At 74.6% G+C, this 12,287-nt stretch carries 9 protein-coding genes; 8 read left to right on the top strand and 1 reads right to left on the bottom strand.

Annotated elements, in window-relative coordinates; all coding sequences use genetic code 11:
* The first annotated feature begins 81 nt into the window (after positions 1 to 81).
* From ACSIH6_RS11710 to ACSIH6_RS11675, 8 genes are all read left to right on the top strand, one after another.
* A complete protein-coding gene (locus ACSIH6_RS11710; RefSeq protein WP_435108274.1) occupies positions 82 to 2,538 on the top strand; it encodes a lipopolysaccharide biosynthesis protein in 2,457 nt (818 codons plus the stop codon).
* The gene (locus ACSIH6_RS11705; RefSeq protein ID WP_435108273.1) at positions 2,538 to 3,965 is read left to right on the top strand and encodes a ligase; all 1,428 of its coding nucleotides are present in this window, start codon (positions 2,538 to 2,540) and stop codon (positions 3,963 to 3,965) included. Before ACSIH6_RS11710 ends, ACSIH6_RS11705 begins: the two co-directional genes overlap by 1 nt.
* Positions 3,962 to 5,191: a phosphotransferase gene (locus ACSIH6_RS11700; RefSeq protein WP_435108271.1), complete on the top strand. Its 1,230-nt coding sequence runs from the start codon at positions 3,962 to 3,964 to the stop codon at positions 5,189 to 5,191. The genes ACSIH6_RS11705 and ACSIH6_RS11700 overlap by 4 nt, the downstream gene beginning before the upstream one ends.
* A gap of 161 nt (positions 5,192 to 5,352) precedes the next feature.
* Positions 5,353 to 6,234, top strand: a complete 882-nt coding sequence (locus tag ACSIH6_RS11695; RefSeq protein ID WP_435108269.1) for a sulfotransferase domain-containing protein — start codon at positions 5,353 to 5,355, stop codon at positions 6,232 to 6,234.
* The gene (locus ACSIH6_RS11690; protein WP_435108268.1) at positions 6,231 to 7,994 is read left to right on the top strand and encodes a lipopolysaccharide biosynthesis protein; all 1,764 of its coding nucleotides are present in this window, start codon (positions 6,231 to 6,233) and stop codon (positions 7,992 to 7,994) included. Before ACSIH6_RS11695 ends, ACSIH6_RS11690 begins: the two co-directional genes overlap by 4 nt.
* Positions 7,995 to 8,222: 228 nt before the next feature.
* Positions 8,223 to 8,681 (top strand): glycosyltransferase family 28 protein, encoded by a 459-nt coding sequence (locus ACSIH6_RS11685; protein WP_150251844.1) that lies wholly within the window; start codon positions 8,223 to 8,225, stop codon positions 8,679 to 8,681.
* Entirely contained in the window at positions 8,678 to 10,339 is a 1,662-nt protein-coding gene (locus ACSIH6_RS11680) for a glycosyltransferase (RefSeq protein ID WP_435108267.1), read from the top strand. Before ACSIH6_RS11685 ends, ACSIH6_RS11680 begins: the two co-directional genes overlap by 4 nt.
* A 57-nt stretch (positions 10,340 to 10,396) precedes the next feature.
* On the top strand, positions 10,397 to 10,981 hold the full coding sequence (locus ACSIH6_RS11675; RefSeq protein ID WP_435108266.1) for a GNAT family N-acetyltransferase: 585 nt from the start codon (positions 10,397 to 10,399) through the stop codon (positions 10,979 to 10,981).
* A 166-nt stretch (positions 10,982 to 11,147) separates the two neighbouring features.
* Here ACSIH6_RS11675 and ACSIH6_RS11670 read toward each other — a convergent pair whose 3' ends face one another.
* Positions 11,148 to 12,272: a glycoside hydrolase family 26 protein gene (locus tag ACSIH6_RS11670; protein ID WP_435108265.1), complete on the bottom strand. Its 1,125-nt coding sequence runs from the start codon at positions 12,270 to 12,272 to the stop codon at positions 11,148 to 11,150.
* Positions 12,273 to 12,287 lie beyond the last annotated feature (15 nt).

The following is a 12,287-nucleotide window of genomic DNA, read 5'->3' as shown; positions in this document are numbered from 1 at the left end:
CTCGAAGATCCCCCAAGGGATTACACTTAGTATGCAATCAATCACTAAAAGTGTTGACCATCTTTGTGCGGAGAGGACTCGATGGACACCGACGCCCCCGGCCCGTCCGGACCGGAACTGAGGGAGTACACGGCACTGCTGCGCCGCCGCCGGCGGTTCGTCGGCGCCGGCGTGCTCGGCGGGCTGACCCTGGCCGCCGCCGCGGTGATCGGACTCCCCGCCGCCTACACCTCCGTCTCCGCCGTCCAGGTCCAGCCCAGCGGGATGGCCGAGTTCACCGGGGAGCGCTCCGGCCGCCTGGCCGGGGACGTCAACCTCGACACCGAGGCGCAGGTCCTGCTGTCGGACCGCGTGTCGTCCGCCGTGGCCGAGTCCCTGGGCGAAGGAGGCGGCACCGCGCCCCCCGTGGAGGACCTGCGCGAGCGGGTGGACGTGAGCGTGCCCCCCAACAGCAGCGTCCTGGAGATCAGCTACTCAGCCGGGAGCCCCGAGGCCGCGCGGGCGGGCGCGCAGGCCTACGCCGACGCCTACCTCGAACTGCGCCGCGAGCGGATCGCCGGGCTGATCGACAGCCACCTGGAGGCACTGCGCGGGGAGCAGGAGGCCCGCTACGAGGCCCTCGCCGAGGCCGCCGGGGAGTCCGCGGACCCCGGCGCCGACGCGCGGGTCGAGGCGCTGCGCGCGGAGATCACCGAGCTGGGCAACGGCATCAGCCCGCTCAGCGCCCTGGCGGAGACGGTCGAGCCCGGGAGGGTCATCACCCCGGCGGGGCTCCCCGAGCGCGCGAGCAGCCCGCTGCCCGCTCTGTGGCTGGTCGGCGGCGCCGCGCTCGGCCTGCTGGCGGGGCTGCTGGCGGCCGTGGTCCGCGACCGCCTCGACCCGAGGCTGCACGACGCCGAGGAGACCGGGCGGATCGGGGCGGTGCCGGTACTGCTCGACCTGTCCGAGCGGGTCGGTCGCGGCCAGCGCTCCCCCGGGCTGCTGACGGACGGTGACCGCCGCGGTCAGCGGGTCAACGAGTTCGCGCACCTGGTGCGCGCCCGCCTCGCCGCGGGCCCCGTTCCCGCGGCGGCCGACCGCCCTTCGGAGGGCGCTGGGCTGACCGGAACCGGGTCGGGTGGGACCGGAGTGACCGACCGCGCCGGAAGGGCCGCGGGAGCGGGCGGCGCCGAGGGGGAGTCCGGGCTGGCCGAGCTCCTCGAAGGCGAGGAGGCGGTTCTCGGGCGCGTCCTGCTCGTCACCGCGACCACCCCGGGCCGCGCGGGTGCGGCGACCGCGGTGAACCTGGCCGCGTCCCTGGCCCGCACGGGCTCGGAGACGCTGCTGGTGTGCACCGACCCCCGCACCGACACCGTCGGGGAGCTGTTGGGGCTGCCGGAGGGCCCCGGCCTGGCCGAGGCGCTGCTGGAGGGCGAGGACCCCGCCGACCTGGAGGCGCGGCCCGACGTGGTGCCCCGCCTGCGGGTCCTGCGGTACGGGTCGCCGGGCCTGGACGCGCCGGTGCAGGGCACCGCGATGCCGGAGCTGGTGCGGCTGCTGCGTGCGGGGGCGGAGTACGTGGTGGTGGCGGTGGCACCGGTGAGCGAGCGCGCCGACGCGCACGCGCTGGCCGGTTCGGCCGACCTGATGCTGCCGGTGGTCGAGTTGGGCCGCACGCGCCGCGCCGAGCTGAGGGGGCTGCTCGTCCTCGCCGACCGGTTCGGGGTCCCCGTCCCGGGCACGGCCGTCCTGCCGCGCCAGCCGCTGGCCGGGCCCGCGCCGCTGGCGTCGCCGTCCGCCGCCGGAGTGCGTGGGGAGGAGGAACTCGCCGGAGCCGGTCGCACGCCCGGAAGGGACGAAGGGACCGGGAAGGCCGAGGGGCCGACCGGGACCGCGAAGGGCCGCACCGGTGCGGGGATCACGCTGACCGGCATCGTCAGCGAACTGCCCGCGGCTGCCGGAATCAAGGGGGCGGAGGGGCGCGGTGAGACGGCCCTGCCTCCGGCGCCCAGGGAGGCGGAAGGGGTCCCCGGGGTGCCCGGTCCCCGGCGGGCGGAGGCCACGGAGGATCCGGCGGAGCCCTCGGAGGACGTGGAGCCTCCCCGCGACGGTGGGATACCCGCGGGTCTGGAGGTCCCCCGCGTGCTGGGAGGCGACGGTGCCACCCAGGTCCCGGCGGCACCCGAGGTCACCGAAGGCTCCCCTGCCACGGAGGCCACCGAGGCCGACCGGGCGGCGGAAGTCACCGCGGACCCGGACACAGCTGGCACGGACACAGCTGGCACCGACACGGCTGACACGGACAAGACCGACGGGACCAGCGGTGACACCGCGGGAACCACCGCGGCCCCGGGCACGGCCTCGGAGGCGGAGATGGCCTTCGGACTGGCCCGGACCGCTGAGGCACCGGAGCCCCACGCCCTCGAGGTGACCGTCAGCGGCGCCGAGGCCACCGAGGCCCTCGTGGCCTTCGCCTCGGAGGGGACCGAGGACTCCCAGACGACCGGGACCGCCGAGGACTCCGCCTCCCCGGACACCGCCCCGGGGACCCGGAACTGATGGCCTGGAGCACGTCCGCCCGCGTTCCCCGGCCGACCCCCGAGGCGGTGGGCCCCGTCGTCGGGGGCCTCGGGGGCCCGCTCCCGGCGGGCGGAACCGGCGACGTCGCCGGTCGGCCGCTGCTCTGGCTGCTGGCCGGGTACCCGCTGTGGTGGGCGCTGGGCCTGGGGCAGTTCGCGTACTGGCTGTTCGCGGTCCCGATGGTCGCCGAACTGGTGCGCCGCCACCGGACCACGGGGCTGCGGGTCCCCCCGGGGTTCTGGCTGTGGGCGCTGTTCCTGCTGTGGACGGTGCTGGGCCTGTGCCTGGTCCAGCTGGAGATGCCCGGCACCGTGCCGGACAGCGGCGGATACGGCGGCGCCGTGCTCCGTGCGGTCAACTACCTGGTGCTGACGGTCCTGATGCTCTACGTCGGCAACCTCTCCGAGCGCGAGCTGCCCACGCGCGCGGTCGCGGGCGCGCTGGCGGTGCTGTGCCTGGCCACGATCGCGGGCGGTTACCTGGGCATGCTCGCGCCCCGGTTCGAGTTCACGGCCCCGGCGGAGTACCTGCTCCCCGCCTCCCTGACCTCCGACCCCTACATGCAGACCCTCATCCACCCGGCGTCCGCACAGGTCATGGACATCTTCGGGTACGAGTCGGCCCGCCCGAAGGCCCCCTGGGAGTACACCAACATCTGGGGGTACATGCTCTCCCTGCTGCTGGTGTGGCTGGTGGTGGGCTGGGTGGCGCAGGGTTCGGGATGGGTGCGCTGGGGTGCGTTGGCCGCCGCCGCGCTGGCCGTGGTCCCCGCCGTGTACTCGCTCAACCGGGCCCTGTGGGCGGGGCTGGCGCTGTCCGCGGCCTTCGCGGCCCTGGTGGCGCTGCGCCGCGGCCGGGCGGTCCTGGTGGGCGCCTGCGCCGTCGCGTGCCTGGCGGTGTTGCTGGCGCTGGCCGCCTCACCGCTCGCCGACGTGGTGCGGGCCAGGCTCGACAACCCGCACAGCGACGGCGGCCGGGCCGCCACCAACGCCGCGTCCGTGGAGGCCGCCCGGCTGTCCCCGGTCATGGGGTGGGGCACCACCCGGGAGAGCCTGGGCAGCTCGGACTCGATCGCGGTCGGCCCCACCGCCGAGTGCCCCGGCTGCGGCCAGCACGTCATCGGCAACGCGGGTCAGCTGTGGATGACGCTGATCGCCGGCGGCTGGGTGGGCACCGGCCTCATGCTGGCCTTCTTCGCACACGTCGTGTGGCGCTACCGCCGCGCGTCCTCGCTGGAGGGGCAGGGCGCGCTGCTGACCGTGCTGCTGCTGTTCTGGTACATGTTCTTCTACGTCGCGCTGATGTCCCCGCTGGCCGTCACCATGGTCGCCGTCGCCCTGCTGTGGCGGGGCGAGGAACCGGTGCTCCGGCGGCGGACCGCGCGCACCCGCGGGGGTCTTTGGTGAACAGCGAGACGACCTACCTGACCGACCTCGCCGCGGTGCTGTGGCCGTGCGGCGGACTGCTCGGCCCCGGCGACCGCGGTATGCGGCGGCTGGTCCGCCGCGACCGGGGCACCCAGTACCTTCCGGTCCCCAACGCGCAGAACCCCCGGGTGATCCTGCCCGCCCACGACCGGTCGGCGGCCACCCGGGGCATCACGTCCTTCTCCCAGGGGCACTCGTTCCGGGAGCGGGCGCGCACGCTGCTGCTGACCGGGGCGTTCGCCACCGGGCTGGCTCCGCTCCTGCTGCGCGACCGGCTCTACGTGGGGGCCGGTCCGGGCATCGAGCACGCGCTCACGTCGGCGCTGGACCGCGAGCTGGCCGTCGCCATCCACGTGGGCCCGCCCCGGGCCAACCGCAAGCCCGTGCTCCTGCTGCTCACGCCCGGCGGCCGCACGATCGGCTACGCCAAGGTGGCCGTCAACGACCTGACCTCGCGCCTGGTGCGCGCCGAGACGCGGGCCCTGCGCCAGCTGGCCGAGGCCCGCCTGCCGGACGTGACCGTTCCCCGGCTGATGCACGAGGGCGAGTGGAACGGCCATCCGCTGCTGGTGCAGGAGGCGCTGCCGGTCGGCGTCCAGACCGACCGGCCCACGCGGCGACAGCTGCTGAGGTGCGTGACGCAGATCGTCGGGCTGTCCAGGGTGCGGCGCCGAAGGCTGTCCGACAGCCCCTACCGGCGGTCGTTGGAGGAGCGGATCGTGACACTGGGCACGCGTCCCGAGGTGGCGCCGCTGCGCGCCGCGCTGCGCCGCCTGCCCGACGTGTACGTGCCATTCGGCGCCTGGCACGGCGACCTGACCAGGTGGAACATCGCCAGCACCGCCCGGCGCGCGTTCGTGTGGGACTGGGAACGGCTCGCCATGGACGCGCCCGCGGGCTTCGACGCCCTGCACTACGACCTCAACGAGTGCGTGCAGGCCGGGGTCCACCCGGGCGTGCACCGGTGGCTGGAGAGCGGGTCGCGGCTGCTGCGCGACCCCCTGATGTCCGAGACCGGGGTGAGCCACCACACGGTGTCCACCGTGATGGCGCTGTACCTCATCGACCTGGCCACCCGGTACCTGCACGACCGGCAGGACGAGAGCGGCGGCCACCTCGCGGCCTTGGACGACTGGCTGCTGCCCGCGCTGGAGGGGCTCCAGGAGAGGGCGGCCCACGAGGCCCGCGAGGCCCGCCAGGTCTGAACGGCCCGCCCCCATCTGAACGGCCCGCCAGGTCCGAACGCCTCGCCAGATCCGGACGGGCCCGCCGGACCAGGCCCCCCGATCGATCGACACGACCCACCGAACCCGGGTGCCGAGGACGGCGGCCGGGGTGACCGAAACCGCGACAGAAGGAGCACGTGATGCCCCGGAGCACCGTTCCCGTCCTGTTCCACCGCATGGCCGTCCCGGCCCGGGAGGCGCTCCTGCCCCTCGCCGACGGCCTGGGCGCGCTCACCGCACCGGCCCGCGCGCTGCCCGACTTCCTCGTCTGCGGGGCGCAGCGCTCGGGCACGACGTCGCTGTTCAGGTCGCTGTGCCTGCACCCGTGCGTCACCGGACCCACCCTGCGCAAGGGGGTGCACTACTTCGACACCGGCTACCGCGGCGGCCCGGACCGGTACCGGGCGTACTTTCCCCTGCGCGCGTCGCTGCGAGCCCGGCGGGAGCGCCTCCGGGTGAGGGTGGTCGAGTCCAGCCCGTACTACCTGTTCCACCCGTTGGCCGCCGAGCGGATCGCCCGCGACCTGCCGGACGTGCGGGTGGTGGTCATCCTGCGCGACCCGGTGGAGCGTGCCTACTCGGCGCACGCGCACGAGACCGCGCGCGGGTTCGAGACGGAGCCGTTCGAGCGGGCGCTGGAGCTGGAACCGGAGCGGCTGGCCGGTGAGGAGGAGCGGATGCTGGCCGACCCCGGGTACCGGTCGTACTCCCACCAGCACCACGGCTACGTGGCGCGCGGCCGCTACGCGGACCAGCTGGCGCGGATGGAGAAGCACCTGGGACGGGACCGGATGCACGTGGTGGACCACGCCGACCTGTTCGACGGCACGGCGCGGGCGCTGAACGGGGTGGAGCGGTTCCTGGGGCTGCCGCCCGGGCCGGGGAACGCCCCGGGCAGGCACAACGCGCGCGCCCGGACGACGATGCCCGAGGGGCTGCGCGCGGAACTGACCGCGCGGTTCGCCGACAGCGACGCCCGGTTGGCGGACTGGTGGGGGCGCGTCCCCTCGTGGCGCGCATGACCGCCGCCGCGGAGCGGGAGCGGGCGGGGCTGCGCCGCGTCCTGCGCGGCGGGGCGGTCAACATGGCGGGGGCCGTGGTCGGCGCCGCGCTGAACCTCGCCGTGATCGTGACGATCACGCGGGCGTTCTCCCAGGAGACGGCGGGGCTGCTGTTCTCGGCGACGTCGGTGTTCCTGATCGCCGCGGTGGTGGCCAACCTGGGCGCGTCGGACGGGTTGGTGTACTTCATCGCCCGGATGCGGGTGTTCGGGGAACCCGGGGGCGTGCCCCGGCTGCTGCGGACGGCCGTGGCCCCGGCCGTGCTCGTGGCGTGCGCGCTGGCGATGCTGCTGTTGGTGTGCGCCGGGCCGGTGGCGCGGGGCCTGGGCGGCGACGGGGCGGAGGTCTACCTGCGGCTGCTGGCGGTGTTCCTGCCGTTCGCGGTGCTGGCGGACACGGCCCTGGCCGCGACGCGTGCCCACCACGACATGGCCGGAACCGTGCTGGTGGACAAGGTGGGCCGTCCGCTGGCGCAGCTGGCCCTGGTGGCGGGGGTAGCGCTGTCGGGGGCGGCGGGGCTGTTGGCGCTGGCGTGGGCGGGGCCGTACCTGCCCGCGGCCGTGGTGGCGTGGTTCTGGCTGGGCCGTGTCGTGCGCCGGGCCGTTCCCGAGGCCGGTGGTCTCCCCGCGGAGGCGGACGGCTCCGGGAAGACGGACGGCCCCGGGGAGACGGACGGCCCCGGGAAGACGGACGGCTCCGGGAAGACGGACGGCCCCGAGGAGGCGGTGCCCGCAGGGAAGCAAGGCGCCGCTGGTGGCCCCGGTGGCACCGGGACGGCTGTGATTCCGGGGACTGGCCATGCCCATGACGAGCCCGCGACCACGGGAACGACCGCGGTTCCGGAGGCCGACGGTGCCGCCGGTGCGCCCGTGCTCACCGGAACAGCTGTGACTCAGGAGTCCGTGGAACGGGTGGACGCGCGGACGTTCTGGTCCTTCTCCCTGCCGCGCGCGGTGGCCGCGGTCGCCCAGATGGGTGTGCAGCGCGGCGGCGTGGTCCTCGTGGCACTCCTGAGCGGGCTGACCGGAGCGGCGGTGTTCACGGCGGCCACGCGGGTCATGGTGGTAGGCCAGTTCGGCACGCAGGCGGTGCTGTACGCGGCCCAGCCCAGGTTCGCCGAACAGCTGGCGACGGGCGACCACGCCGGGGTCCGGACCCTCTACCAGGCGGGAACGGCGTGGCTGGTGTGCCTGCTGTGGCCTTTGTACCTGTCGGTGCTGGTGTTCGCCCCCGAGGTGATGCGGCTGTTCGGGCCGGAATACGCCGCGGGAGCGACGGCGCTGGCCGTGGTGTGCGCGGGCCAGCTGACGGCCGCCGCGCTGGGCATGGGCGACCTGGTCCTGACGATGACCGGTCTGACCCGGCTGAACCTGGTCAACAACGTGCTGTCGCTGGCGGCGAACGTGCTGGTGTGCGTGCTGCTCGTGCCCGTGGCCGGAGCGGCCGGGGCGGCCGTGGCCCTGGTGGCCGCGATGCTGGTGCGCAAGCTGCTCCCGCTGTGGCAGCTGCGGTCCCGCGTGGTGCTGCACCCGTTCAGCCGTCCGGTGCTGGCCGCGACGGCCAGCGCGCTGACGTGGTTCGGCGCCCTGCCGCTGTTGTTGGAGGCGCTGCTGGGCGGCGGAACCGCGACGCTGGCGATGGCAGTGGCCTCGGGAGCCGTGGGGCACCTGGTGACGGTGTGGTCGCTGCGGGGACTCCTGGGCCTGGGCCCGCGCCGGTGAGGCATACGGCGGCGGTAACCGACGACGCCCACCGGAGGCGGTGCGGGCACACGACGGTGACCAGAGGTGGTGCGGGCACGCCGAGGCGGGCGGGCCCGGGGGACCCCCCGTTATCCATGAAAGCCCCTGCGCGCGCCCTGCGGAAGACGCGCTTCTCGCCTGTGGACAACCGGTGCGCCTCGCCGCGACCATCCCAGCGACTACACAGAGTTATGAAATGATGACCACATGTCTCCACGACCGGTTCTCCTGGTGGCCTCCAGCGGAGGGCACCTCACCCAGCTGTGCTCACTGCGCCCCTGGTGGCGCCACCGCGAGCGCGTGTGGGTGACCTTCCGGACCCCCGACGCCGAGTCCGCCCTGGCCGGCGAGCGCGTCCGGTGGGCCTTCCACCCCACCACCCGCCACGTGGGCAACCTGCTGCGCAACGCCTGGCTGGCCGTCCGCGTCCTGCGCGAGCGGCGCCCCTGCGCCGTGGTCACCACCGGCGCCGGGGTGGCCCTGCCGTTCTTCGCCCTGGCGTGGCTGCTGCGGATACCGACCGTCTACATCGAGGTCTACGACCGTCTCGACACACCGACGCTCACCGCCCGGCTGTGCCGTCCGTTCACCCGGCTGTTCCTCGCCCAGTGGGAGGAACAGCGCGCCTTCATGCCGACCGCCATCACGGTAGGACCGCTGCTTTGACCGAACAGACCACGCGTCCCGTCCCGCGCTCCGACGACAGCGGCCACCCCGACGTGGTCGTCAGCCTCGGCACCGACCACCACTCCTTCGACCGGCTGGTCCGCTGGATCGACGACTACGCCCGGCGCCACCGGACCTTGCGCTTCCTCGTCCAGCACGGGCACAGCGCCGCCCCCGCCGTGGCCGCGGGCACCCCGTTCCTGCCCGGAGAGGAGCTCGGCGAGCACATGCGCCGGGCCCGGGTGGTCGTCGCCCACGGCGGACCGGGCACCATCGTCCAGGCACGCCGCGCCGGACGCCTGCCCATCGTCGTCGCCCGCGACCCCGAACTGGACGAGCACGTCGACGAACACCAACTCCTGTTCGTGCGGCGCCTGGAGGAGGCGGGCCGGATACGTTCCTGCGCCACCCCCCAGCAGCTCTCCGCACTCCTGGACAGGGCGCTCGCCTCGCCCGGGGACTTCCGGGTGGACCCCGGCGACGGCGAGGGCACCGAGCGCGCCGCGCTGCGCGCCGGGGAGCTCATCGACCTGCTCACGGGCACCCGGGACGCGGCGGCGGAAACCGCCGCGGACCCCGCCGCCACGGCCACCGACTCCGCCGTCCGCACCGCCGGAAGCGGCACGGAACCGCTGACCACCACCCGCACCGCCGCACCGACCACCACACGAACCGTCCCCCAGGCCGCCGACCACACCTCCGACCGCACCGCCGCCCAGACCGGCGCGGCCGACGCGGCCGACACCGCGCCCCGACCCGGCGTGACCGTGGTGGTGCCCACCCGGGACCGGCCGGAACTGCTGCGCCGCACCCTGCGGGCGATCAGCGAGCAGGACTACTCCGGTCTCATCACCACGATCGTCGTCTTCGACAACGACCAGCCCGACCCCTCCCTGGCCCGCTCCGACGGCGACCGCCCCGTGCGGGTGGTCACCAACACCCTCACCCCCGGCCTGGCCGGGGCCCGCAACACCGGCGTGCTCGCCGCCGACACCGACCTGGTGGCCTTCTGCGACGACGACGACACGTGGCTGCCCGGTAAGCTCCGGGCACAGGTCGACGTCATGCTCGACGAGCCCGGCACCGAGCTGGTGTGCTGCGGCATCCGGGTGGTCTACGACAGGGTCGAGGCGGTCCGCAGCCTGGACCGCACCAGCGTGACCTTCGGCGACCTGCTGGGGTCGCGCCTGACCGAGCTGCACCCGTCCACGTTCCTCATCCGGCGCCGCGCCATGATCGACGGCTGCGGAACCGTCAGCGAGGAGATCCCCGGCAGCTACGCCGAGGACTACGAACTGCTGCTGCGGCTGGCCCGACGCGGCCCCATCCGCAACATCCCCGAACCGGGTGTGCGGGTGCTGTGGCACCGCAGGTCGCACTTCTCCGGACGCTGGCGGACCATCTCCACCGCCCTGCGCTGGCTGCTGGACCGCTACCCCGAGTTCGCGCTGGTCCCGCGCGGCCACGCGCGCGTGGCCGGGCAGATCGCCTTCGCCGAGGCCGCCTCCGGGCGCCGGCGCGCCGCGCTGCGCTGGATCGGCACCACGGTCCGCAGCCGCCCGGCCGAGGCCCGCGCCTACCTGGCGCTGGCGGTGGTGTGCGGGGTGCCCGCCGGGTGGATCACGCGCGCGCTGCACCTGCGCGGCAGGGGCGTGTAGCCTCGGTCCGCGCGCCGGGCCCCCGGCGCGCGGACCGAGCAGCCGGAAAGGACGCGCATGATCCGGAAAGCCACCCCCGAGGACGTCGAGGGGGCGGCGGACACGCTGGCCGCCGCTTTCGCGGACTATCCCTTCACCCGTCACGTGATCAGCGCCGACGGTCACGGGACGCGGCTGCGGGAGTTCCAGCACGTCTTCCTCGCCGACGTCGGCCTTCCGTACGGGCGGGTGTGGGTGAGCGACGACCTCCAGGCGGCCTCCGTCTGGACGGTGCCCGGCTCCGACGGCGCGCAGGAGGCCATGGAGGCCCTGCTCCCTCGGCTCGTGGAGCTGGCGGGCGACCGCGCCCCGGCCTACGCGGCGGCCGAGGCCGCCATGGCGCCGTACCGGCCGGAGGAGCCGGTGTGGTTCCTCGGCACCGTCGGCGTCCACCCCGCGTCCCGGGGTCAGGGCCTGGGGCGCGCGGTGATCGGCGCTGGCCTGCACGAGGCCGACGCGGCGGGCTTCCCGGCGTTCCTGGAGACGTCGACGGAGGACAACGTGGGCCTGTACACATCGCTCGGCTTCCGGGTGACCGCCGAGTACGAACTGCCCGGGGGCGGCCCGCGCACCTGGTCCATGTTCCGGCCCGTGGGCGGCTGAACCCGGTACACCCCCGCGCGCACGGGCCTCACCGGGCGAGGACGCGGCACCGGACCGAGGGCGGCGGCACGCCCCCGCGCACGGCCCGCACACGCGCGCGGACCGCCGCCCCCTGTGGGAGCGGCGGTCCGCGCGGACCGTCCGGGACGGTCCGGGCCCCGGGCGGTCAGCCCCGTTCCTGGGCGTACTCGGCCAGGTCGCGCACCTGCTCGGGCAGGTACACGTACGGGTCCTGCCCGGCCGCCTCGAAGCCGCGCTGGGCGTACTCGTTGGCCCGGATCCGGAAGTCGCAGTCCGAGGACAGTTTGTTGTCCCACACCTTGACCGCGCGCACCCGCTCGTAGCGGCGCAGCACGTCGGGGATCTCGGAGTACCACTCCAGGGTCTCCTGCGGGCCGATGGGCGTGGTGCCCATCTCGCCGATCATCACCGGCTTGTCCGGGTCGATCCCGTGCTCGGGCCCCTCGTTCTGGAACCACTCGTAGGCCGGGCGCATCATGTCCTCGAAGGAGTACACCTCGTCCCAGTGCGGCTGGGAGTCGCAACCGGTCATATTGTAGGCCTCCCAGCTGACCCAGTCGACGTAGTCGTTGCCGGGCCACAGGCCGGGGAGGCGGTCGAAGTTGCCCTCCCACCCGGTCACGTTCCACACCCAGATGGCGTTGTCCGCGCCCTCCTCGCGGTACAGGTCCACGATGTGCCGCCAGGCCCGCACGAACTCCTCGGGTGTGCCGCGCCTGTCGTAGCGCGTGTTGGCGTCGGCCTCGTGGTCGAAGGTGACGAAGTAGGGCACCCCCAGGTCCGCGATGGCGTCGGCCTGGGACCGCAGGGAGTCGTCGAACTCGCCGTCGATGATGGACTCGTAGGAGACCGCCGGATGCCCGGAGCGCGTGAACCGCCGGGCCTCGATGTTGGTGTGCACGAACCTGCCCTCGGCGATCAGTTCCCGTTCGCGCCTGCCGGGGATGTTCGCCTGGTCGACGCCGCGCCAGGTGTAGACGATGTCCATGCGGCGGTTGACCGCCTCCTCCAGCGGCTCGATCCGGTCCTGGTAGGGGCTGGCCCCCCACCAGACTCCGCACGAGGGCTCCAGGATCTCCGAGACGGTGCACTCCTCGTCGGCGGCGTATCCCCCGCCCCGGGGGAACTCCGTCGCCCCCACCGGCCGGTCCGAGGGTTGCCGTGGAGAGGACGAGGTCCCGCCCGCCGGGCTGTCCCCCGCCCCGGCCAGTGTCAGGACGAGGGTCAGTGCCCCCGTCGTCGCCAGTGCCCGTACCGGTCCCCTGTCCACGGCGAACTCCCCCTA

The sequence above is a fragment of the Nocardiopsis synnemataformans genome, assembly GCF_965343085.1.
In the GTDB taxonomy this organism is placed as follows: Bacteria; Actinomycetota; Actinomycetes; order Streptosporangiales; family Streptosporangiaceae; genus Nocardiopsis; species Nocardiopsis alborubida.
Note: the sequence above shows the minus strand (reverse complement) of the source record. Positions and strands in the feature narration are given on the sequence as shown.

Excerpts from the sequence above, each read along its gene's own strand:
- ACSIH6_RS11710 (WP_435108274.1), top strand. The coding sequence starts at position 82 with ATGGACACCGACGCCCCCGGCCCGTCCGGACCGGAACTGAGGGAGTAC.
- ACSIH6_RS11705 (WP_435108273.1), top strand. The coding sequence starts at position 2,538 with ATGGCCTGGAGCACGTCCGCCCGCGTTCCCCGGCCGACCCCCGAGGCG.
- ACSIH6_RS11695 (WP_435108269.1), top strand. The coding sequence starts at position 5,353 with ATGCCCCGGAGCACCGTTCCCGTCCTGTTCCACCGCATGGCCGTCCCG.
- ACSIH6_RS11690 (WP_435108268.1), top strand. The coding sequence starts at position 6,231 with ATGACCGCCGCCGCGGAGCGGGAGCGGGCGGGGCTGCGCCGCGTCCTG.
- ACSIH6_RS11685 (WP_150251844.1), top strand. The coding sequence starts at position 8,223 with ATGTCTCCACGACCGGTTCTCCTGGTGGCCTCCAGCGGAGGGCACCTC.
- ACSIH6_RS11675 (WP_435108266.1), top strand. The coding sequence starts at position 10,397 with ATGATCCGGAAAGCCACCCCCGAGGACGTCGAGGGGGCGGCGGACACG.